Raw genomic sequence first — 22800 nt, 5'->3', positions numbered from 1 at the left:
AGCTTCGTTTGAGAAAAGAGGGAATCGATGAGCACCCCGGAGAATTCCGAGCACAGCCAGTCGATCGATGCACAGTCGCTAAGGCACGCAAGTGGCCCCTATTTCGGTGCGTACGGCGGACGATGGATGCCAGAGTCCCTCATGGCGGCCATGGACGAGCTGAACGAGACCTTTGAAGCCGCGAAGAACGATCCCGAGTTCATCGCCCAGGTCAAGGACTTGAACAAGAACTACTCGGGCCGCCCTTCGCTGCTGACCGAAGCCAAGCGCTTCTCCGAGCAGTACTGCGGCGGAGTGCGCATCTTCCTCAAGCGCGAAGATCTGAACCACACCGGCAGCCACAAGATCAACAACGTCCTCGGCCAGGCTCTGCTGGCCAAACGCATGGGCAAAACCCGCATCATTGCCGAAACCGGCGCCGGCCAGCACGGTGTCGCCTCGGCCACCGCCGCAGCCCTGATGGGCCTGGAGTGCGTGGTCTACATGGGGGCCGAGGATACCCGCCGCCAAGCGCTGAACGTGGCCCGCATGCGCCTGCTCGGCGCCACCGTCATCCCGGTGACCGTGGGCTCCCAGACCCTGAAGGACGCGATCAACGAGGCTTTGCGCGACTGGGTGGCGAATGTGGAGAACACCCACTACCTGCTCGGCACCGCTGCCGGCGGGGCACCTTTCCCGGCCATGGTGCGCTACTTCCACGAGGTGATCGGCGACGAAGCGCGCGAGCAGATCCTGGAACAGGCCGGCCGCCTGCCCGATGCCGTGACCGCCTGCATCGGCGGCGGATCGAACGCGATCGGCATTTTCCATGGTTTCCTGGACGACCCGGAAGTAGAAATCTACGGCTTCGAGGCCGGCGGCGACGGCGTGGATACCGATCGCCACGCGGCCACCATCACCCTGGGCCGCCCCGGCGTGCTGCACGGCGCGAAGTCCTACCTGATGCAGGATGAGGACGGCCAGACCATCGAGTCGCACTCCATTTCCGCCGGGCTGGACTACCCGGGCGTCGGCCCTGAGCACGCGTACCTCTCGGACATCGGACGGGTCAGCTACGAACCGGTGACCGATACCGAGGCGATGGACGCATTCAAGGCCCTATGCCGCACCGAGGGCATCCTGCCGGCGATCGAGTCCGCCCACGCGCTGGCCGGCACCATCCGCCTGGCCCAGCGCAAGATCGCCGAAGGAGCCGTGCCGCAAGAAACCATCATCATCGCGAACCTTTCGGGCCGTGGTGACAAGGACGTGGGCACCGCTGCCGCCTGGTTCAACATGATCGACGAAAAAGACGCCGAAGCCGAAATCAACGCGGCCAACTCGCAGAACTCCGAGGAGAAGTAGATGACCCGCGTGACTAGTGCCGAAAAGATCGCAGCCGCTCGTGCCGAGGGTCGCCCAGCGCTGATCGGCTACCTGCCTGCCGGCTTCCCGGATGTGCCGACCAGCATCGAGGCCGCCGTAGCGCTGGCCGAGAACGGCGTGGACATCATCGAAATCGGCATCCCGTACTCCGACCCGGTGATGGACGGACAGGTAATCCAGGAAGCCACGGTGCAGTCCCTGGCCAATGGCTTCAAGGTGCCGCAGATTTTTGACATCGTGCGCGGGATTACCGAACGCACCGACGTGGCAGTGATGGTGATGACCTACTGGAACCCGGTACTGCGCCTGGGCGTGGATGAATTCTCGCGCCGCTTCGCCGAAGCCGGCGGCGCCGGGCTGATCACCCCGGACCTGGTGCCCGAAGAAGCCGGCGAATGGATCGAAGCGAGCACCAAGTACGATCTGGAGCGGGTCTTCCTGATCGCGCCATCCTCCACCGAACAGCGCGTGCAGCGCACCGTGGATGCTTCCAGCGGCTTCATCTACTGTGTTTCGCTGATGGGCGTCACCGGTGCGCGCAGCGAGGTCTCCTCGGCTGCCGAAGCCGTGGTGGCCGCCGCCCACTCGGCCGGCGCCGTGAACGCGTGCGTGGGGCTGGGCGTCTCGCGCCGCGAGCACGTGGAAGAAATCGGCGCCTACGCGGACGGCGTGATCGTCGGTACCGCGCTGGTAGCTGCCTTGCGTGACGGGGGAGTGCCAGCGGTGGGGCGCCTCGCGGCTGAACTGAGCGGACGAGCCTGATGGGCTTGAGCACGCAACTGGCCCTCGCGCTGCCGGCCTCCATTCCGTCGCCGCCCCCGGAGTTCTCCAAATTCAGCATCGGCCCGCTGACCATCCACGCCTATGCTCTGTGCATCCTGGCCGGCATCCTGATCGCCCTGTGGCTGACGAACAAGCGGATGCAGGCTCGCGGCGGCAATTCGGACATGCTCTGGGATATCGCGATCTGGGCGATTCCCTTCGGCATCATCGGCGGACGGCTCTACCATGTGCTGATTACCGATCCGATGTACTACTTCGGCCTGGGCGGGCAACAGTCGCACTGGGCCGAGATCCCGCAGCTGTGGCTGGGCGGGCTGGGCATCATGGGCGCGGTCTCGCTCGGAGCCTTGGGCGCCTGGATCGGCTGCCGCAAAACCGGCGTGCGGCTCTCGGCCTTCGCCGACGCGGCCGTTCCGGGGCTACTGCTGGCGCAGGCGCTGGGACGCTGGGGCAACTGGTTCAACCAGGAGCTTTTCGGTGCACCGACCACGCTGCCATGGGGGCTGCAGATCGACCCGGACAACTACAACTTCCCCGCGGGACTCCCGGCCGATACGCTTTTCCACCCGACCTTCCTGTACGAGTCGCTGTGGAACGTTCTCGGTGCGCTGGTATTGATCGCGCTCGATCGGAAGTTCAAGCTGCGCCGCGGCGCCATGTTCTGCTGCTACATGATCTGGTACGGCATCGGCCGCACCTTCACCGAATCCCTGCGTCTGGATCCGGCGGAGATCATCAACATCGGCCCGGTGGGCCTGCGCGTCCACCAGTGGCTGGCCATCGCGCTGGTGATCGCCGGCGCGATCGCGCTGGTGCTGGTATTGAAGCGCACCAGGTCGCAGGTTGCCGATCCGTTCTTCCTGCCCGGGCGCGCCCCGGAACCTGCGGTGCAGGGCACCGGATCGGATCAGGCCGGCCAGACTGCCAAGCCAACCGATGAGGGCGCACAGGAAAAAGATATCCAGTAGCCCGGTGCCGGGGATCGACCCCCGGTCCTGAGCCAGCGGCGGTGGCCGGCAAGCAAACGTGCTTGCCGGCCACCGCTGTTTAACCCGGGCAGGTGGCCGCCGGATGCTGCTTTCATGACGCGCGATCGGCGAAGTATGGCGAAACCTGCGGAAAAATTCGGAAGAAATTTCTCGCGGCCCGCGATAAGAGTCCGCAACATTCCCGAAACATAAGAAACTGCCAAAACAGGTAGACAAAACCGGTTTTTTCGGACTTCGACCTCAGGATGAGGTGTTCTGGAAATGTGGCGTAGACCCCGTTTTTAACATTTCTGAAACACAAACGGTCGCACTGGAGAAACAAAAATTGCGTAACGTGTGATGTTGGCATCGTGATGGGCCCCTCAACCCCCTGGAGCGGACCCGCGATGCAGTACCACAACGAGGTGGGAAATGTTCGTCCCCGGAACCTCGATACGCAGGCATACCCCGCTTAGCACTGTCGACAAGTTTCAGCACGATGAAACATCCAGGCGGCCGGTCGCCCTTGCAGGAAATATACTCTTTGCCAAAGGGCCTGGCGCGCCTATCCTGCATGAACCACAGAAAGGCACGCTCATGAGCATGACCGGAGTCCAAATGAACGCCTCGCCAGGCTCCGGCGAGGACGTTGCCTCGCCGTACACCCGCTTCGCCGCAATGCCTGCCGCGCAGGGATTGTATGATCCAGCGGCTGAAAAGGACGCCTGCGGTCTGGCAATGATTGCCTCCCTGAAGAACGAATCCAGCCACGAGATCGTCGTGCACGCGCTGACCGCTCTGCGCCGCCTGGAACACCGTGGCGCCATCGGCGCCGACGAAGGCACCGGTGACGGTGCGGGCATCCTGCTTCACATGCCAGACGCATTCCTGCGCGGCGCCACAAACTTCCCCCTCCCAGCGGCTGGAACGTATGCCGTGGGCATGGGGTTCCTGCCTGCTGAAACCAAAGAGCGCGAATTCGCCCAGTCTGAGCTCGAAGGCCTCGCCGCTGAAGAGAACCTCGCGGTCCTGGGCTGGCGCGAAGTGCCGGTCGACGCCTCGGTGCTCGGCGCCTCGGCACGCAAGGTCATGCCTTACATCACCCAGTTCTTCGTTTCCTCGCCTGCCGGCGAACCCGCGTTGAGCAGCCGCGAACTTGATGCCGCCGCCTGGCGCATCCGCCGCCGTGCGCACAACAAGATGGGCATCTATTTCGCTTCTTTCTCCGCGCAGTCCATCGTCTACAAGGGCATGGTCTCCACCGCGCAGCTAGAACCGTTCTACCCGGATCTGTCCGATCCGGCCTTCACCAGCCGTTGCGCGATCGTGCACTCGCGCTTCTCCACCAACACCTTCCCGTCGTGGCCGCTGGCCCAGCCTTTCCGCACCATCGCGCACAACGGCGAGATCAACACGGTCAAGGGCAACCGCAACTGGATGCGTGCCCGCCAGTCCACCCTGGACTCCACGCTGCTCGGCGAGGTCCCCGAAGAGCTGTTCCCGATCTGCACCCCGGGTGCCTCGGACTCGGCCAGCTTCGACGAAGTGGCCGAAATGCTCATGCTCTCGGGGCGCAACGTCACCGAAGCGATCATGATGATGATCCCGCAGCCATGGGAAAACGACACCCAGATGGACGCGGATCTGCGCGCCTTCTACCAGTACCATTCGATGCTGATCGAGCCTTGGGACGGCCCGGCAGCGGTCTGCTTCACCGACGGCCAGATGGCCGGCGCCGTGCTGGACCGCAATGGCCTGCGCCCGGCCCGCTGGTGGGTCACCGATGACGATCTGGTCGTCCTGGCCAGCGAGGTCGGCGTGATCGACGTGGCTGAAGAGCACATCGTCTCCAAGGGCCGTGTCGCCCCGGGCAAGATGTTCGCCGTCGATCTGAACGCCGGACGCATTGTGGAAGACGCCGAGATCAAGGCCGAGGTCGCTGCGGCCAAGCCTTGGCGCGAATGGGTCTCGCAGAATATGAAGACCTTGGCCGACTTCCCTGACCTGGAGCACGTGCGCCACAATTCGGCCTCCGTGCTGCTGCGCCAGCTGACCTTCGGCTACACCACCGAGGAGCTGCGCATCCTGCTGGCTCCAATGGCCACCACCGGCGCCGAGCCGCTGGCAGCCATGGGCACCGACACGCCGATCGCGGCCCTGGCCGACCGCCAGCGCCTGCTCTTCGACTACTTCACCCAGTCCTTCGCCCAGGTCACCAACCCGCCGCTGGATGCCATCCGCGAAGAGCTGGTCACTTCGATGAGCACGACCATCGGCCCGGATGGCAACCTGCTGAGCCTGGACAAGGTCCCGCAGTCCCAGATCGCCCTGGACTACCCGGTGCTGACCAACGACCAGCTGGCCAAGATCGTGAACCTGCGCGACGAGTCCGGTTCGAAGCTCTCGCTGAAGGTCCGCGGCCTGTACCGCCCGGCCGGCGGCGAATCCGAGCTGCGCGCCCGCCTGCAGGAAATCTGCGAAAAGGTCTCCGCAGCGGTGAACCGCGGTGTGCGCTACATCGTGCTCTCCGACCGCGATTCCTCCGCAGCATGGGCCCCGATCCCATCGCTGCTGCTGACCAGCGCCGTCCACCACCACCTGCTCAAGAGCTCCAACCGCACCCGCGCCTCGCTGATCATCGAATCCGGCGACGCCCGCGAAGTGCACCATATTGCGGTGCTGATCGGCTACGGCGCTGCCGCGATCAACCCGTACTTGGCCTTGGAGTCGGTGGAGCAGATGGCCGAAGAGGGCGAACTGCCGGGCATCGATGGCGCCACCGCCAACTCGAACCTGATCAAGGCCCTGGGCAAGGGCGTACTGAAGATCATGTCCAAAATGGGCATCTCCACGGTCTCCAGCTACTGCGGTGCCCAGACCTTCGAAGCCGTGGGCCTGTCCCAGCGCGTGGTCGACCAGTACTTCACCGGAACCACCACCAAGCTTTCGGGCATCGAGCTGGATGTGGTGGCAGCTGAAGCCGCCGCCCGCCACGCTCGCGCCTACCCGGAGATCGAAGGCGCCTCCCAGGCCAACGAACTCGAAGTCGGAGGCGAATACCAGTGGCGCCGCGAGGGCCCGCCGCACCTGTTCGACCCGCAGACCGTCTTCCGCCTGCAGCACTCCACCCGCACCCGTCGCTACGACGTGTTCAAGGAGTACACAAAGGCTGTGGACGATCAGGCCGCTGAGCTCAAGACCCTGCGTGGCCTGCTCAAGCTCAAGACCGAGGGCATCACCCCGATCGACATCGACGAGGTTGAACCGGTCTCCGAGATCGTGAAGCGCTTCGCCACCGGTGCGATGAGCTACGGCTCGATCTCCGCCGAAGCCCACGAGACCCTGGCGATCGCCATGAACCGTTTGGGCGGAAAGTCCAACACCGGTGAAGGCGGCGAGGACCCTGAGCGCCTGCTCGATCCCGAGCGCCGCAGCGCGGTCAAGCAGATTGCCTCGGGCCGTTTCGGCGTGACCAGCTTGTACCTGTCCAACGCCGACGACATCCAGATCAAGATGGCCCAGGGCGCCAAGCCGGGCGAGGGCGGCCAGCTGATGAGCCAGAAGCTCTACCCATGGATCGCCAAGACCCGCCACTCCACCCCGGGTGTGGGGCTAATTTCCCCGCCACCGCACCACGATATCTACTCGATCGAGGACCTGGCCCAGCTGATCCACGACGCCAAGTGCTCGAACCCGAGCGCCCGCGTCCACGTGAAGCTGGTCTCCGAATCCGGCATCGGCACCGTGGCTGCCGGCGTGGCCAAGGCCAAGGCCGACGTGGTCCTGATTTCCGGCCACGACGGCGGCACCGGCGCTTCGCCGATGAACTCGCTGAAGCACGCGGGAACCCCGTGGGAACTGGGCCTGGCTGAAGCACAGCAGACCCTGATCCTCAACGGCCTGCGCGACCGCGTGACCGTTCAGGTCGACGGCCAGCTCAAGACCGGCCGCGACGTGCTCATCGGCGCCCTGCTGGGTGCCGAGGAGTTCGGTTTCGCCACCGCGCCGCTGGTGGTCTCGGGCTGCATCATGATGCGCGTCTGCCACCTGGATACCTGCCCGGTAGGCGTGGCCACGCAGAACCCTGTGCTGCGCGAACGCTTCAGCGGCAAGGCCGAATTCGTGGTGAACTTCTTCGAGTTCATCGCCCAGGAAGTCCGCGAACTGCTCGCTTCCCTCGGTGCCCGCACCCTGGATGAAGTGATCGGCCGTGTTGAACTGCTGGAGACCGACGCCGATCAGCTCGGCGCGCACCAGAAGGTCCAGGGCCTGGCGCTGGCTGCCATCACCCATGAGCCTGCTGTCGAAGTTGCCGCCCGCCGGCGCCGCATCGGCCAGGACCACGGTCTGGACAGCCACCTGGACCAGCGCCTGCTGGCCGCCGCGAGCCCGGCCCTGTCGGATCGCATCCCGGTCACCATCGACGCGGACATCGTGAACACCGACCGCTCGGTCGGCACGCTGCTGGGCCACCATGTCACCAAGACCTTCGGACTGGAGACCCTGGATGAGGACACCATCACGGTGAACCTCGCCGGGCGTGCCGGCCAGTCGCTGGGCGCATTCCTGCCAGCCGGTGTCACCCTGTCCCTGGACGGCGATGCCAACGACTATGTCGGCAAGGGCCTGTCCGGCGGCAAGATCGTCATCCACCCGCCGACGAGCACCACTTCCGCACCGGAAGAACAGGTGATTGCCGGCAACGTGGTGGGCTACGGCGCCACCAGCGGTTCGATGTTCATCAACGGCATGGTCGGCGAACGCTTCGCCGTGCGCAACTCCGGGGCGACCATCATCACCGAGGGCATCGGCGAACACGGTTGCGAGTACATGACCGGTGGCGAAGTGCTGATCCTGGGGGAGACCGGCCGCAACTTCGGCGCTGGCTTCTCCGGCGGTGTCGCATGGATCGTCGACTTCGACGAAGCCAAGCTCAACCCGCTGGCCGCCAGCCAGGGCGACCTGCTGATCAACCCGATCACCGATCAGGAAGCCGAGCGCATCCACGCGCTGCTCACCGAGCACATCGCGCAGACCGCTTCGCCGCTGGCGCAGCGCCTGGTGCTGAACTGGGAGCAGACCCGCAGCCGCATCACCAGCATTACCCCGCGCGACTTCGCAGCCGTGCAGCAGGTGCGCAGTGATGCTGAAGCCAATGGGCAGAACCCTGATTCGCCACAGGTATGGAACAAGATTTTGGAGGTGACCCGTGGCTGATCCACGCGGATTCCTGAAGGTGACCGAGCGCGTCACCCAACCCAAGCGCCCGGTACCGGTGCGCATCATGGACTACAAGGAAGTTGTAGAGCGCCAGAAGAATGGCACCCTGCAGCAGCAGGCATCGCGCTGCATGGACTGCGGCATTCCGTTCTGCCACCAGGGCTGCCCGCTGGGCAACCTGATCCCTGAGTTCAACGACCTGACCTACAAGGGCCGGCTGGATGATGCGGCGGCCCGCCTGCTGTCCACCAACAACTTCCCGGAGCTCACCGGCAAGCTGTGCCCGGCCCCGTGCGAATCCTCCTGCGTGCTGGGCATCAACCAGCCTGCGGTGACCATCAAGCAGGTGGAAGCCGAACTGGCTGAGCACCTGATGGATGGCGGGGACTTCGTTCCGCAGCCGCCAGCACGCCACACCGAGCACCGCGTGGCCATCGTCGGTTCGGGCCCTGCCGGCTTGGCCGCGGCCCAGCAACTGACTCGTGCCGGCCACACCGTGGCAGTGTACGAACGCGATGAGGCCATTGGCGGTCTGCTGCGCTTCGGCATTCCGGACTTCAAGCTGGAAAAGCAGATCATCGATCGCCGCCTGGCCCAGATGCGCGAGGAAGGCACGATCTTCCGCACCGGCATCGAGATCGGCAAGGACATCACCTGGAACCAGTTGCAGCGCGACTACGACGCGGTGATTGTCGCCACCGGCGCCACCGTGCCGCGCGAGCTTCCGGTACCCGGCAACAAGCTCGATGGCGTGCACCACGCTATGGAATTCCTCACCGATAACAACCGCGTGGTTGCCGGCACCAGCGCACAGCGCGCCATTGATGCCAAGGGCAAGCATGTGGTGATCCTCGGCGGCGGCGACACCGGCTCGGACTGCATCGGCACCTCCCTGCGCCAGGGAGCTGCTAGTGTTACGACGCTGGCGATCGGCAAGCAGCCGGGCGTTGAACGTAGCGAAAACCACCCGTGGCCAATGATGCCAGTGCTCTTTGAGGTGCAGTCTTCCCATGAGGAAGGCGGCGAACGCACCTACCTCGCCTCGACTGTGAACTTTGTCAATGGTGAGGGAACTGAGCAGAACAAGGTGATCGGTGTTACAGTTGCAGAGACAGAATTTGTTGCTGGCAAGCGCCTCCCGAAGCCTGGAACCGAACGCGTAATCAAAGCGGATCTGGTTTTGCTTGCCCTCGGGTTCACCGGACCTGAAGTTTCAGGGCTGGACGAACAGGTCAGTATCGAATTCGACAACCGGGGCAACGTCGCCCGAGATGGCTACTACATGACGAACACCGAATCGGTCTTCGTCGCCGGAGACGCCGGTCGGGGACAGTCGCTGATCGTGTGGGCTATCGCCGAAGGCCGCGCTTGCGCAGCCTCGGTCGATAAGTTCCTCATGGGCTCGACCACCCTCCCAGCACCGGTAGCTCCAACCGATAGGGCCATCAGCATCATTTGAGTGTCATAGGCTTGAATGCGGCACACCCGGATCCCGGGTGGGCCGCATTTTGCCTGTGTGAACATGAAAGGCATTTGGCTGACGGAATGAGACGCGCAAAGATTGTGGCAACCTGGGGTCCAGCCCTGGCGAGCTATGAAAACACTGTAGCGGTACTAAAGGCGGGCGTAGACGTAGCCCGTTTGAACATGAGCCATGGAGACCACTCCATGCACGCACAATCCTTGGCGAATGTGCGCAACGCGGCAGCAGAGATCGGCCGTGCGGTAGGTATTTTCGCCGACCTGCAGGGTCCGAAGATCCGCTTGGGCCGCTTCAAGGACAACGCCAAGTACATCCTTGAAGCCGGCGAAGAATTCACCATCACCATCGACGACGTCGAGGGCACTCGCAACCTGTGCTCGACCACCTTCAAGGGCCTGCCTAACGACGTCAAGCCAGGGGACTTCCTGCTGGTCAACGACGGCAAGGTCAAGCTCAAGGCCGTTTCGGTCGACGCCACTTCGGTTCACTCCGAGGTCGTCGTCGGCGGCGAGGTGTCCAATAACAAGGGCATCAACCTGCCAGGCGTGGCTGTGAACGTTCCTGCGTTGAGCGAAAAGGACGAGGACGATCTGCGCTGGGCACTGCGTGCCGGCATCGATATGGTCGCCCTGTCCTTCGTGCGCAACGCCGAAGACATTTCGCGCGTGCACGAGATCATGGACGAAGAAGGCCGTCGCGTCCCAGTGATCGCCAAGATCGAGAAGCCGCAGGCAGTAGCTGCGCTCGAGGAGATCGTCGACGCCTTCGACGCCATCATGGTGGCCCGTGGCGACCTCGGCGTCGAATTGCCGCTGGAAGAAGTTCCTGTGGTGCAGAAGCGCGCCGTTGAGCTGGCCCGCCGCTGGGCCAAGCCGGTCATCGTCGCCACCCAGGTGCTCGAATCGATGATCGAGTCGCCAACTCCGACCCGCGCTGAAGCCTCGGACTGCGCCAACGCCGTGCTTGATGGCGCCGACGCGGTCATGCTGTCGGGGGAGACCTCGGTGGGTTCCTACCCGGTGGAGACCGTGGAGACCATGTCCCGCATCATCTCCTCCACCGAGGAGCACGGCCTGGACCGCATCCCGCGTCTGGGCTCGGCGCCTAAGACCCGCGGTGGCGCGATCACCCGTGCCGCTGTGGAGATCTCCGATCAGCTGGATGCAAAGTACATTGTGGCCTTCACCCAGTCCGGCGACTCGGCTCGACGTCTTTCGCGCTTGCGCCCGAAGAAGCCGGTACTGGCCTTCACCCCGCTGCAGCAGACCTACAACATCATGACCCTGATGTGGGGCATCCAGGCTCGCCTGGTGGCTTACGCGGACCACACCGATAAGATGACCGCCCAGGTGGACGAGGCTCTGCTCTCCGAAGGCCTGGCCGACATCAACGACCTGGTGTGCATCGCTGCCGGTTCCCCTCCAGGACAGGCCGGTTCCACCAACTCGCTGCGCGTGCACAAGATCGGCGATCTGGCCGACGCAGGCCAGCTGGTTGACGGCAAGCCAATGCCTGCCCGTGAAAAGGTCGGCCCATGGGCAGCGGAGAATGTTTCGACTCCTGAGTCCCTGTAACATTCGGCTATTACGCTGATACCTTAAAAGTTCCGCTGTTCAACACCATCTGGTGTCGGGCAGCGGAACTTTTTGTGCACTGGGGGCAAAAGGCCGTTGCTGTGAACTCGGTCACAGCCATGCTGATTCCGGGCATGAAAAAACCGCTGGACCAGAAAAAATCTTCGGTCCAGCGGTTTCTATATTGTGCCCAAGGTGGGACTCGAACCCACACATCTTTCGATACCGCATTTTGAGTGCGGCGCGTCTACCGATTCCGCCACTTGGGCTGGCACTTTGACTACTTTACTAGAGGTTTTCCAGATTTCCTAATCAGGATCCTCGCGTCTTCGCCTGAACTAGAGTACATGCAAGTAGGCTTATATGTGAAACCGAGGCAACGTGGCTTCGCTATCGGAAACCATCTATCTGCTGTCCAGCGCACGGACAGGATTTTTGACCATGGAGGAAGGCGCCAATGAGCGAACTACCCGAAATCACCCGAATTCCATCCGAGGTGCAGTCCACACCGCGTCGTGTTCTCGTTGCCGAGGACGAAACTCTTATCCGCCTGGATATCGTCGAAATCCTTCGCTCCGAAGGCTACGAGGTTGTCGCCGAGGCCGATAACGGGCAGAGCGCATTGGACAAGGCTCGGGAGCTGAAGCCGGACCTGGTGCTCATGGACGTGAAGATGCCGGTCATGGATGGCATTACCGCCGCCGAGGCAATCGTCAAGGAGAAGATCGCCCCGGTCGTGCTGTTGACCGCCTTCAGCCAGAAGGAACTGGTGGAGCGCGCTCGCGAAGCCGGCGCCATGGCCTACGTGGTGAAGCCATTCACCCCGGCCGATCTGACTCCGGCCATCGAGATCGCCATTTCACGCAATGACGAGCTGCGCGCGCTGGAAGAAGAAGTCAGCAACCTCGCCGAGCAGTTCGAGACCCGCAAATTGGTTGATCGCGCCAAGAGCCTGCTGATCACCAAGATGGGCTTGACCGAGCCGGAAGCCTTCCGCTGGATCCAGAAGACCTCCATGGATCGCCGCCTGAGCATGCGCCAGGTAGCGGAAACCGTGGTCGACCAGGTCAAGTAGGCGCCTGCAGCTCATAGGCCGTCGATGAAGATGTGCGTTAAGACACCTTGTGTTTTGACGCACATTTTTCATGTCCACGCAGTGTGGGGCATCGGCCATTGAGCGTTAGGCCTGCTGAAAGTTCAAAGTTAATCCGAAATTAGCCAGTTGTTAGTTGACTGCCTAGATTGACGAACCGCTCAGTACGCCTAAGATTGAAACTGCGCTTGGAACCAAGTCCTGCATGACACTGACTTCCGCAGGGGAACTTATTCGAAGCCCGCACACTTCCCCTTGCCGTTCGACCCCTCAGGCTGGTACTAAATGGATTTGACGCTGATCGTCGTCCTGGTCATCGCCTTGGCGTTGTTTTTCGACTTCACCAACGGTTTTCATGACACGGCCAATGCGATGGCCACCCCGATCGCAACCGGTGCAATCACCCCTAAGAAGGCAGTTGCCCTCGCCGCAATTCTGAACCTCGTCGGCGCTTTCCTCTCGACCGAGGTAGCGAAGACCATCTCTGGCGGCATCATCAACGAAGACCCATCCACCGGCGTAGCCATCGGCCCGGCCATGATCTTTGCCGGCCTCATGGGCGCTGTGATCTGGAATCTGCTGACCTGGCTGCTGGGACTTCCTTCCAGCTCCTCGCACGCGCTCTTCGGCGGTCTTGTCGGTGCCGCTATTGTCGGTGCCGGCTTCGCTTCGGTGAACTACGGTGTTCTGCTTTCCAAGGTCTTGCTGCCGGCGATCTGCGCGCCGGTGATCGCCGGCGTCTCCGCATATCTGAGCACCAAGCTGGCCTACGCCATCACCAAGCGCCAAAGCGGCGCCTCGCCGAAACGCGGCGGCTTCCGCTACGGCCAGATTTTCTCCTCCTCGCTCGTTGCGCTGTCTCACGGCACCAATGACGCGCAGAAGACCATGGGCATCATCACGCTGACCCTGGTCGCATCGGGGCTGCAGGATTCCGACTCCGGCGTGCACCTGTGGGTTGTTGCCGCCTGTGCTTTTGCCATCGCACTGGGTACCTACACCGGTGGCTGGCGCATCATCCAGACCATGGGTTCGGGCCTGACCGATGTGAAGCCTGCACAGGGCTTCGCCGCGGAGGTCTCCACCGCCTCGGCGATCCTGGCCTCCTCCCACCTGGGCTTCGCGCTGTCGACCACCCAGGTCGCTTCCGGTTCGGTGATCGGTTCGGGACTGGGCCGCAAGGGCGGCGAAGTCCGCTGGGGGACCGCCGGGCGCATCGCCCTGGGCTGGCTCTTCACCTTGCCGGCCGCCGCGATCGTCGGTGGCGTGGCTGCCTGGATCACCCACCTGGGCAACGTCGGCGTGATGATCGTCGCCGTTCTGGGCGTTGCTGCCATGCTGACGATCTGGTTCGCCTCGCGCAAGCAGCCACACGGCGCAGAAGCCACCATGTCCGACATCGACAACTCCGGCGCAGCGGTCAACATCTTGACCAAGAAGCAGCGTCGGGCCAAGGCAAAAGCCGAAGCGCAGCAGGCCAAGCTCGCTGCAGCGCAGAAGGAAGCTGATAACTCATGATCGACTGGGCCGCCTTTGGGATCGTTGCCATTGTCACGTGGATTTCGGCAATGCTGATCGTCGCTGCATATTCATTCGGCGTGCGCCTGCTTGCTGTCGCCAAGGACGACGGCAAGAGCACCAGCCTGAGCAAGACCGGAGCCTACGCCTGCTTCACAGTTGCCGGATCGATCGTCGCCTTCGGCGTCGTGCTGATCGTGCCGCAGCTGAGCGAAGCGATCTTGGGCTTCTCCTCAAGCCACTAGCGCCAAGAAGATCCCGGGAAACCAGGATCTGGCAGGTGCAAAGGACTTAATATTGCCTTCAACGGAGGCACCCCTAGACTGGAGCCATGACAAGCTTCAAGTACTACGTGGGTGCCTCCGTTGACGGTTTTATCGCCGACGGCAACAAAGGGGCGCATTGGTTCACCACGTTCGCCCAGCAACCCGGTGTGAAAGAACATTTCGACCAGTTCTTCGAGAAGGTCGGAGCGGTCGTGATCGGAGGCAAAACTTACGCCGATATCGCCCGTGAAGTCGCCGAAGGGCGCATGCAGTGGATGTTCGGCAACAAGCCCGTGTGGGTTTTCACTCATCACGAGCTGCCGACCTTGCCCCAGACCGACTTGACCTTCATCCGCGGCGAAATCGGATTCTGGAGCCAGGATATTGCACGCAGCGCGGGCGCCGGGGATGTGTGGATCGCCGGCGGTGCTGATGTAGCCGGGGGATTCGTACAGGCTAACCTGCTCGATGAAGTGCTCATCGTGACCGTTCCGGTGGTGCTGGGCGAGGGAACCAGCATTTTTGGCCGAGGCATCAGCGCGCAGCTGTCATCGCTGGAAATCACCGGCCTTGGCGACGATACCTTCATCACGCGCTACTCGGTCGGCTGAGCACCCCCCTGCTTTAGGGCTAGCGCTCCAGCGGCAAGAGCATATTAGTGATCCGCGCGGTGGCCAGCCGCTGGCCGGCGTCGTTGCTGATAATGATCTCGTGGCTGGTGCTGCGGGCACCCAGGTGGATCGGGGTGCACTGGGCCGTCACCATTCCAGATCGGCCGGCCTTGTGGTGGGTGATGTTCAAATCCACGCCCACCGGTTGCGAGGTTCCCGCCCCGTGCAGGGCAGCGGCCATGGAGCCCAGCGTCTCGGCCAATGCAGCCGAGGCGCCGCCGTGCAGAATGCCGTAGACCTGGGTGTTTCCCGCCACCGGCATGGTCGCGCAAAGCCGCTGCGTGCTGAACTCGGTGAAGACGATCTGCAATTTCTCCACCAGCTCGCCAACGCCGTTCTGGGTGAGATAAGGCCACATGGTCTCCGGGATGCCGTGCCGGGACAGCTGATCGGCGAAGGGATGTGCCGAAGATTGCGTGGGTTGAGTAGTGAAATTGTCGTTCATGGCAACTAGGCTTTCAGGTGTGAGCGAAACTACCAAACCGACACCCTCGTCGGACAAGAGACTGCTGATTATCGACGGACACTCCATGGCGTTCCGCGCGTTCTACGCGTTGCCGGCGGAAAACTTCGCAACGAGCACCGGACAGCACACAAACGCCGTGCATGGTTTTGTATCGATGCTGCTGACCATGATCCGACAGCAGAAGCCTACACACGTGGCTGTGGCCTTCGACTTGGACACCCCGACCTTCCGCTCGTTGGAGTACACCGAGTACAAGGGCGGTCGAAACAAGACCCCCGAAGAGTTCTACGGGCAGATCGACCTCATCCAAGAAGTCATGAAGGCGATGAACATTCCTGCTATCACCCTGGAAAGCTTCGAGGCTGATGACATCCTCGCCACGCTGGCCACCAAGGGCGAAGAGGCGGGATTCGATGTCCTGGTGGTTTCCGGCGACCGCGACGCCTTCCAGCTGATCACCGAAAAGACCCTGGTGCTGTACCCGAAGAAGGGCATCAGTGACATTCCGCCGATGGATGCGGCGGCCGTGGAAGCGAAATACTTCGTCCGGCCTGAACGCTACTCGGATTTGGCCGCACTGGTCGGCGAGACCGCGGATAACCTGCCCGGTGTGCCAGGCGTTGGCCCGAAGACGGCCGCCAAATGGATCAACCTCTACGGCGATCTGGCCGGCATCCTGGAAAATATCGATGCCATCAAGGGCAAGGTCGGCGAATCCCTGCGCGAGCACGTGGACAACGTGACCCGCAACCGTCGCCTCAACCAGCTCAAGCACGATCTTGAGCTGCCGGTGACCCTGGAAGAGATGGAGCTTGAGGCGCCGAATCGCGAGGAAATCGAGAACCTCTTTGAGGCGCTGGAGTTCAATACGCTGCGCAAGCGGCTCTTTGACCTGTTCGCTGCCCAGGAAGAGGAAGCGGCACCTGAGGTCGCGGCTTTCACCCGCGTAATCACCGACAACGCCGAAGGCTTGCAGAGCTTTATCGACGCGGGCAAGGGCGCGCCGATCGCCGTGCAGCCGGCCGTTGTCGACGGCGAAGCAGTGGGGCTGGCGCTTTTCCAAGGTGCACAGGCTGCTTGGCTCGAATTGGCTGAACTGGATGAAGCCACCGAGAGCGTGCTGGCCGGATTCCTGGCCGATGAGAACGCGCCGAAGATCTTCCACGATGCCAAAGCCGCGATGCACCTCTTGATCGAACGAGGTCTGCCGGTTGCCGGAATCAAGGACGATACGCTCATCAGCGCGTACCTGATCCAGCCGGATCGCCGCAGCCACGACCTGGTGGATGTGGTGCAGTACCACCTGAAGTACGCCGTGCCCGTGCACGAGGCGAAAAAGGGCGAACTGGATCTGGGGCTGACCTCGGATCTAGCCGAGCCGACATTGGCCCAGGCCCAGGCGATCCACGATCTCTCCGCCTTCCTCGCTACCAAGCTCGCCGAAAAGCATGCTGATGAGCTGGCCGCGCAAATGGAGCTTCCACTGATTCCGGTGCTCTTCGAGATGGAGCGCGCCGGTGTTGCAGTGGACGTGGACCGGTTGAACGAGTTGCGCGCGCACTTCACCACCCAAGTGGATCAGGCGACCAACGACGCGTTCGCGGCGATCGGACACGAGGTTAATCTTTCTAGCCCCAAGCAGCTGCAGGTCGTGCTGTTCGAGGAATTGGATCTGCCGCGCACCAAGAAGATCAAGACCGGCTTCACCACCGATGCCGAGTCATTGCAGGATCTTCTGGTCAAGACCGGGCATCCTTTCCTGGTGGCCCTGATGGCGTACCGCGATGCCATCAAGTTGCGCCAGACGGTGGACGGCTTGCTCAAGGCCACGCACTCGGACGGTCGCATTCATACGACCTACGCACAGACTGTCGCGGCGACTGGCCGGCTTTCCAGCTTGAACCCGAACCTGCAGAACATTCCGGTGCGGTCCGAAGAGGGGCGCCGGATCCGCGACGTGTTCATGGTGGGCGAAGGCTACGAAACCCTGCTGACCGTGGACTACTCGCAGATCGAAATGCGCATCATGGCGCACCTGTCCGAAGACGAAGGGCTGATCGAGGCCTACCAGAACGGCGAAGACCTGCACCGCTATGTCGGTTCGCGCGTGTTCAACGTGGCCCCGGAAGAGGTTACTTCGGAGATGCGTTCCAAGGTCAAGGCCATGAGCTACGGCTTGGCCTACGGACTGAGCAGCTTCGGCCTGTCCAAGCAGCTGAAGATCGGCGTGGACGAAGCCCGCAAGCTGATGAAGGACTACTTCGATCGTTTCGGTGCGGTCCGCACCTACCTGCGCTCGGTGGTCGATCAGGCCCGCAAGGATGGCTACACCGAAACCATCTTCGGCCGCCGCCGCTACCTGCCGGAGCTCAATAGCTCGGATCGGCGGCTTCGCGATATCGCCGAACGCGCTGCGCTGAATGCTCCGATTCAGGGGTCGGCCGCGGACCTGGTCAAGGTCGCCATGCTCAAGATCGCTGAGGGCTTGGCCGCAGGCCAGTACAAGTCCCGGATGCTGTTGCAGGTCCATGACGAATTGATTCTGGAAGTCGCTGCCGGGGAGCTGGAGAAGGTGCAGGAATTGGTGACCCGCGAAATGGGTCATGCCGCTGACCTGCTGGTGCCGCTGGATGTCCAGCCGGGCATCGGCCGAACCTGGCATGAGGCCGCCCACTAAAGGGGCTACCGCGGGCATTCGATGCTGCCGGGAGTGAAACCGCCATGGTTCACCGCCGGCAGCATCGTGGCATCTGCACCGGGGGCGGGCCACAATATCTACCTGAGTACATCCGTGAGCTGACTGAAAGGGCACTTCATAGTGACGCGAGAAGCTGCCAGCCATCTGAAGACCGTGACGTATGACGCCGCAGAACTGCACGGCGAACAGCAGGCGCTGATCGGCCAATTCCAGCAGGCCACAACCATCGGTTTTTATGAGGACCAGCCTGACAAGGATTGCATGTCCACCTATGCGGACTTGATGGGCGCCATGAAATTGCGGTTTTCGATGGTGTTCGATCAGCAGGCGGCGCCGGAGTCGCGCCATTCCACCGAACCGGTGCACACTTATGGATCATTCCCGGGACTGCTTAATGCAGGCGCCGCCCGGCCGGTGGCGGTGCACAAGATCACCGCTGTGACGGTCTCGCCGACACATCGCCGCCAGGGGATCTTGTCGCGGCAGATCGTCGACGATCTGCGCTACGCGCAGGACCAAGGTTTTTCGTTGGCAGCTCTGACCGTATCGGAGGCGGGCATCTATGGCCGTTTTGGTTTCGAGCCGGCTACTTACCAGACGCGTTTTAAGCTCAAGTGCCAGGATGGACTGAAGCTGCTGGTGGATCTGCCGGGGACTGTGCTCGATATTGATCCTGAACGATTTGCCCCGCAGCTCGACGATCTGATGGCACGTTCCTTCGATCGGACATTTGGTTCGGTGGATGGAACCGAACATGACAAAGGGTGGGCGCTGGGTCGTTGGGAGGGGTGGGATACCCTGAGCAAGGCCAAGAATATGCGCCACGCGGCCTACTACGATGAGACCGGCGAGCTGGGCGGTTTCGCCGCCTACAAGTTCGGCGGGTGGGACGATCCCGACGCCAAAATGGTCGTGCACAAGCTGATGGCTACCAATGACGTGGCGCGGTTGAAACTTCTGGAATATATAGCCAGCCATGATCTGGTTCGAGTTGTCCATGCGCAAGGCGCGCCCGATGACCCGCTGCGCTCGGTGCTGCAGGACGTGCGGGATTACGAAGTCCGATCCGTGGACGATGTCTTGTGGCTGCGCATCCTTGACGTGCCGGCGGCCTTCGAAGCGCGCGGCTATCACCATGAGGGGCGGCTGGCGCTTAGCGTGGGTGATCGTCTGGGACTGGTACAAGGGACCTATCTCATCGAGGCCGCAGGGGGATCGGCCAGGGTTAAAGCTGTCGCCGACGACGCCGCAGAACTGGCGGGTGTGGCGCGGGTGGAGATGAGCGAACGCGAATTGGCTGGGCTTTATCTGGGCACCGTGTCCTTGCCGCAACTGCTCGCGGTGGGCCGGGCCACCGTCCAGTGCTCGGACTCGCTGGAAGAAAATGCCGATCTGTTCGCGGTGAAGCGCGCACCATTCACCCCATATGCTTTCTGATTAACCGGTCGGTGAACTGGCGGTTATGACGAAGTTCACAAAATGCTGACGTGGATGTTAGTGGGTTACGCTTTGACCCGCACTCTGGTATACGCGTAGACTTGAACAGCGTGCCATGGCTTTGCCGTGTCCGCAATCAAGTTTTACCCCCTTCGAAATTCCGGGACTTCCGGGGTTTCGACTGATCAAATCTATCCACATCGGAGTCCCTACTACATGACCATCACCTCGAACGAGAACAACAGCGCACCAGTCGTCGCAATCAACGACATTGGATCTGCTGAGGACTTCTTGGCCGCAGTCGACGCCACCATCAAGTACTTCAACGATGGTGACCTCGTCGAAGGCACCGTCGTCAAGGTTGACCACGACGAAGTTCTGCTCGACATCGGTTACAAGACCGAAGGTGTCATCCCTTCCCGCGAGCTTTCCATCAAGCACGACGTCGACCCAGGTGAAGTTGTCACCGTTGGCGACAGCGTCGAAGCCTTGGTCCTGACCAAGGAAGACAAGGAAGGCCGCCTGATCCTGTCCAAGAAGCGTGCACAGTACGAGCGCGCTTGGGGCGACATCGAAAAGATCAAGGAAGAGGACGGCGTCGTTACCGGTACCGTCATCGAGGTTGTCAAGGGTGGCCTCATCCTGGACATCGGCCTGCGTGGCTTCTTGCCAGCATCGCTCGTCGAGATGCGCCGTGTGCGCGACCTGGCTCCATACATCGGCCAGGAAATCGAAGCCAAGATCATCGAGCTGGACAAGAACCGCAACAACGTTGTTCTTTCCCGCCGTGCATGGCTCGAGCAGACCCAGTCCGAGGTTCGCTCGACCTTCCTCAACAAGCTGGAAAAGGGCCAGGTTCGTCCGGGCGTTGTTTCCTCCATCGTCAACTTCGGTGCATTCGTGGACCTGGGCGGCGTAGACGGCTTGGTACACGTTTCCGAGCTGTCCTGGAAGCACATCGATCACCCATCCGAGGTTGTCGAGGTTGGCCAGGAAGTAACCGTAGAGGTTCTCGAAGTCGATCTGGACCGCGAGCGCGTTTCCTTGTCGCTGAAGGCTACCCAGGAAGATCCTTGGCAGACCTTCGCCCGCACCCACGCACTGGGTCAGGTTGTACCGGGCAAGGTTACCAAGCTGGTTCCATTCGGTGCGTTCGTACGCGTCGAAGACGGCATCGAAGGCCTGGTTCACATCTCCGAGCTTGCAGTTCGCCACGTTGAACTGGCTGAGCAGGTTGTCTCCGTTGGCGACGAGCTGTTCGTCAAGGTTATCGACATCGACCTGGAGCGCCGCCGCATCTCGCTGTCGCTCAAGCAGGCTAACGAAGGTGTTGACCCAGAGGGCACCGAGTTCGACCCAGCACTCTACGGCATGGCTGCAGAGTACGACGAGGCCGGCAACTACAAGTACCCAGAGGGCTTCGACCCAGAGTCGAACGAATGGCTCGAGGGCTTCGACACCCAGCGCGCTGCATGGGAAGCACAGTACGCTGCTGCTCAGGAGCGTTGGGAAGCACACAAGAAGCAGGTTGCTGCCGCAATCGTGGCCGACGCAGAAGCAGAGCCTGCTGCTGCCGCCGGTGGCAACGAGCCAGCACCAGCTTCGTACTCCTCGGAGGCTCCAGCCACCGATGCAGGTACCTTGGCTTCCGACGAAGCTCTTGCTGCACTGCGCGAGAAGCTGACCGGCAACTAATTTCGGATTCTGCCTCGTGCAGAAATCGTGATTAGCCTTAGCTGATTCACAAAGGTCCAACCCGCAAGGGTTGGGCCTTTGTTTTTAAGCGCACACCCTTGGTGTTCCTTGAGGTCTGATGTCACTACTTCTGCTGACGAGCAGGCAATTGGAATAGCTCCCAGGGAGGACAGACTCAAAAACCTGCCACAGATAGACTAAAACCGTTCGAATGAAGTGCATAAAAGGTGGCGGGAGTCTAATTATGCAGACCGGAAATCGCGAAACGGCCGGCACTAGAGCAGGTGAGGGCGCTGCAAAGCAGGTGGCCTTGCGGCAGGTGACGCGCGAAGAGTGGGCCGCGGTGCCTCGCACCTTCCCGGATTTATGGCTCGCTATCTGCGTGTGGCTCCCTATGGTGATTTTCTTGTTAGTTCAGCATGACCAACTCGGCATGCTGGCTGCTGCGGGCGACACGCTTTGGGATCTGATCTCCTTCTCGATGGTTGCGTTCGTGGTGGCCGTGATCGTCGGCAGTGGCAGGCAGGCGCAGTGGTTGGGCTTGGCGCTCACCGGCGCGATCGCCTATTGGCAGTCCAGCCGCGACGGGATCCAAACCATCGTGATGTTCGCGCTGGCTTACTACGTCGTGCTCACGGTCCTTGTGGCATGCAGCGACGCGAGATTTCGCGCTCTGCTGCGTAGCTGGCGCAGAGAAGCCACCGGGACGCTCGCTGTGGAACCACAACAAACGCGTTCGTTCGGCATCACCAAATACCTGCCTCCCATAATGTGGAATCTGGCATGGGGAGCGCTGGCCTATCCGGCCCTCCGGCTGCTCTGGCAATACTTCAGCACCGAGGTCCATTCTGTGGCCGATCTTGATGCAGGATTTCGGTTCGATATGATCGCGGCGCTGGTATTGCTGGCACTCTGCTTCATCCTCAGCACCCTTCGCTGGATCAGCAGTCGAGCAGTTGGGATTTTCGCGTTGGAGATTCCCGCGGACGTGCAGAACGGCCCGACCGGGCTGCGGGCGTTGGGACAAGCGGTCCTTATTGAGCAGGAGACCATGAAATGCAGCTGCCGGGATGCCGAGAAAAACGAGAGCAAGAAGGAATTCGTGGATCACAGGTTCATTTTTGCATCCGACTTCTGCCCGGAACATGGCATTGAAGCGGTCAACCAGCTCAGCCGTTCCGAATTCTTGCAGATTGCCGACCAGCCTTGGGTTTATGGTGACCACCTCAACGGAAGAATCCTGAACGGACAGCAGCTGCGCATGAACGTTGTCGGGCTCACCGGCTGGGGCTCCCGCCCTGTGGCCGTGCGATCGCCATGGTCATATGGCGGTGGCCAACTGGCCAGCGAGTACTACGCTCCGCTTGCTGCCCGCGAACCGTTGAACCGTGCCAAGCGCGAACTTAAAGTGGTTGACCCGGCCGACAACACGATTGTGCCTGAAACGCTCGACGTGGCCGGCGGCCCGGAAATCGACCGCATCAACCTACATGCGCTGGGAATCAACGCTGAAGCCGTGCGAGTTGCCGGCGCGCGACCGTTCCTTGCCTGAAGATCCGGAAT

At 62.0% G+C, this 22800-nt stretch carries 15 protein-coding genes and 1 tRNA gene; 14 read left to right on the top strand and 2 right to left on the bottom strand.

The window, feature by feature from the left end:
- The first annotated feature begins 27 nt into the window (after positions 1–27).
- The 6 genes from trpB (at position 28) to pyk (ending at position 11393) form a co-directional block, all read left to right on the top strand.
- Positions 28–1344: a tryptophan synthase subunit beta gene (gene trpB, locus D3791_RS01135; RefSeq protein ID WP_172511069.1), complete on the top strand. Its 1317-nt coding sequence runs from the start codon at positions 28–30 to the stop codon at positions 1342–1344.
- Positions 1345–2127 carry a tryptophan synthase subunit alpha gene (trpA, locus tag D3791_RS01130; RefSeq protein WP_022876449.1) on the top strand — a complete coding sequence of 261 codons (783 nt, stop codon included), beginning with the start codon at positions 1345–1347 and terminating at the stop codon, positions 2125–2127.
- A complete protein-coding gene (gene lgt / locus D3791_RS01125; RefSeq protein WP_172511068.1) occupies positions 2127–3116 on the top strand; it encodes a prolipoprotein diacylglyceryl transferase in 990 nt (329 codons plus the stop codon). The genes trpA and lgt overlap by 1 nt, the downstream gene beginning before the upstream one ends.
- A gap of 597 nt (positions 3117–3713) precedes the next feature.
- Positions 3714–8333 carry a glutamate synthase large subunit gene (gene gltB, locus D3791_RS01120; protein ID WP_425483129.1) on the top strand — a complete coding sequence of 1540 codons (4620 nt, stop codon included), beginning with the start codon at positions 3714–3716 and terminating at the stop codon, positions 8331–8333.
- Positions 8326–9795: a glutamate synthase subunit beta gene (locus D3791_RS01115; RefSeq protein WP_172511067.1), complete on the top strand. Its 1470-nt coding sequence runs from the start codon at positions 8326–8328 to the stop codon at positions 9793–9795. Before gltB ends, D3791_RS01115 begins: the two co-directional genes overlap by 8 nt.
- A gap of 86 nt (positions 9796–9881) precedes the next feature.
- Positions 9882–11393 (top strand): pyruvate kinase, encoded by a 1512-nt coding sequence (gene pyk, locus D3791_RS01110; RefSeq protein ID WP_172511066.1) that lies wholly within the window; start codon positions 9882–9884, stop codon positions 11391–11393.
- Between the two features lie 187 nt (positions 11394–11580).
- Here the strand turns inward: pyk and D3791_RS01105 are convergent.
- A tRNA-Leu gene (locus tag D3791_RS01105) sits at positions 11581–11662 on the bottom strand.
- Positions 11663–11850: 188 nt separating this feature from the next.
- Between D3791_RS01105 and D3791_RS01100 the strand changes: the two genes are divergently transcribed.
- The 4 genes from D3791_RS01100 to D3791_RS01085 all read left to right on the top strand — a co-directional run bounded on the left by D3791_RS01100 (position 11851) and on the right by D3791_RS01085 (position 14881).
- On the top strand, positions 11851–12468 hold the full coding sequence (locus D3791_RS01100; RefSeq protein WP_022876444.1) for an ANTAR domain-containing response regulator: 618 nt from the start codon (positions 11851–11853) through the stop codon (positions 12466–12468).
- Positions 12469–12771: 303 nt separating this feature from the next.
- Positions 12772–14004 carry an inorganic phosphate transporter gene (locus D3791_RS01095; protein WP_022876443.1) on the top strand — a complete coding sequence of 411 codons (1233 nt, stop codon included), beginning with the start codon at positions 12772–12774 and terminating at the stop codon, positions 14002–14004.
- Positions 14001–14249 carry a hypothetical protein gene (locus D3791_RS01090; RefSeq protein WP_172511065.1) on the top strand — a complete coding sequence of 83 codons (249 nt, stop codon included), beginning with the start codon at positions 14001–14003 and terminating at the stop codon, positions 14247–14249. Before D3791_RS01095 ends, D3791_RS01090 begins: the two co-directional genes overlap by 4 nt.
- A gap of 86 nt (positions 14250–14335) precedes the next feature.
- Positions 14336–14881 (top strand): dihydrofolate reductase family protein, encoded by a 546-nt coding sequence (locus tag D3791_RS01085; protein ID WP_172511064.1) that lies wholly within the window; start codon positions 14336–14338, stop codon positions 14879–14881.
- A gap of 19 nt (positions 14882–14900) precedes the next feature.
- Here the strand turns inward: D3791_RS01085 and D3791_RS01080 are convergent, their stop codons facing one another.
- Positions 14901–15386: a hotdog fold thioesterase gene (locus D3791_RS01080; RefSeq protein WP_172511063.1), complete on the bottom strand. Its 486-nt coding sequence runs from the start codon at positions 15384–15386 to the stop codon at positions 14901–14903.
- Positions 15387–15471: 85 nt separating this feature from the next.
- On the opposite strand from D3791_RS01080, the gene polA reads away from it, so the two are divergent.
- The 4 genes from polA to D3791_RS01060 all read left to right on the top strand — a co-directional run bounded on the left by polA (position 15472) and on the right by D3791_RS01060 (position 22789).
- A complete protein-coding gene (gene polA, locus D3791_RS01075) occupies positions 15472–18084 on the top strand; it encodes a DNA polymerase I (RefSeq protein WP_246242622.1) in 2613 nt (870 codons plus the stop codon).
- A gap of 141 nt (positions 18085–18225) precedes the next feature.
- A complete protein-coding gene (locus D3791_RS01070; RefSeq protein WP_172511061.1) occupies positions 18226–19542 on the top strand; it encodes a GNAT family N-acetyltransferase in 1317 nt (438 codons plus the stop codon).
- Positions 19543–19758: 216 nt separating this feature from the next.
- Positions 19759–21237, top strand: coding sequence for a 30S ribosomal protein S1 (rpsA, locus tag D3791_RS01065; protein ID WP_022876437.1), 1479 nt, complete (start codon positions 19759–19761; stop codon positions 21235–21237).
- A gap of 244 nt (positions 21238–21481) precedes the next feature.
- The gene (locus D3791_RS01060) at positions 21482–22789 is read left to right on the top strand and encodes a hypothetical protein (RefSeq protein WP_172511060.1); all 1308 of its coding nucleotides are present in this window, start codon (positions 21482–21484) and stop codon (positions 22787–22789) included.
- Positions 22790–22800 lie beyond the last annotated feature (11 nt).

The sequence above is a fragment of the Glutamicibacter mishrai genome, assembly GCF_012221945.1.
Classification (GTDB): domain Bacteria; phylum Actinomycetota; class Actinomycetes; order Actinomycetales; family Micrococcaceae; genus Glutamicibacter; species Glutamicibacter mishrai.
The sequence above is the reverse complement of the archived record's forward strand: the minus strand, read 5'-3'. Positions and strand labels throughout refer to the sequence as shown.

Coding starts and splice junctions, on each gene's coding strand:
- trpB (WP_172511069.1), top strand. CDS start 28: ATGAGCACCCCGGAGAATTCCGAGCACAGCCAGTCGATCGATGCACAG.
- trpA (WP_022876449.1), top strand. CDS start 1,345: ATGACCCGCGTGACTAGTGCCGAAAAGATCGCAGCCGCTCGTGCCGAG.
- lgt (WP_172511068.1), top strand. CDS start 2,127: ATGGGCTTGAGCACGCAACTGGCCCTCGCGCTGCCGGCCTCCATTCCG.
- gltB (WP_425483129.1), top strand. CDS start 3,714: ATGAGCATGACCGGAGTCCAAATGAACGCCTCGCCAGGCTCCGGCGAG.
- pyk (WP_172511066.1), top strand. CDS start 9,882: ATGAGACGCGCAAAGATTGTGGCAACCTGGGGTCCAGCCCTGGCGAGC.
- D3791_RS01100 (WP_022876444.1), top strand. CDS start 11,851: ATGAGCGAACTACCCGAAATCACCCGAATTCCATCCGAGGTGCAGTCC.
- D3791_RS01095 (WP_022876443.1), top strand. CDS start 12,772: ATGGATTTGACGCTGATCGTCGTCCTGGTCATCGCCTTGGCGTTGTTT.
- D3791_RS01090 (WP_172511065.1), top strand. CDS start 14,001: ATGATCGACTGGGCCGCCTTTGGGATCGTTGCCATTGTCACGTGGATT.
- D3791_RS01085 (WP_172511064.1), top strand. CDS start 14,336: ATGACAAGCTTCAAGTACTACGTGGGTGCCTCCGTTGACGGTTTTATC.
- D3791_RS01080 (WP_172511063.1), bottom strand. CDS start 15,386: ATGAACGACAATTTCACTACTCAACCCACGCAATCTTCGGCACATCCC.
- polA (WP_246242622.1), top strand. CDS start 15,472: ATGGCGTTCCGCGCGTTCTACGCGTTGCCGGCGGAAAACTTCGCAACG.
- rpsA (WP_022876437.1), top strand. CDS start 19,759: ATGACCATCACCTCGAACGAGAACAACAGCGCACCAGTCGTCGCAATC.
- D3791_RS01060 (WP_172511060.1), top strand. CDS start 21,482: ATGCAGACCGGAAATCGCGAAACGGCCGGCACTAGAGCAGGTGAGGGC.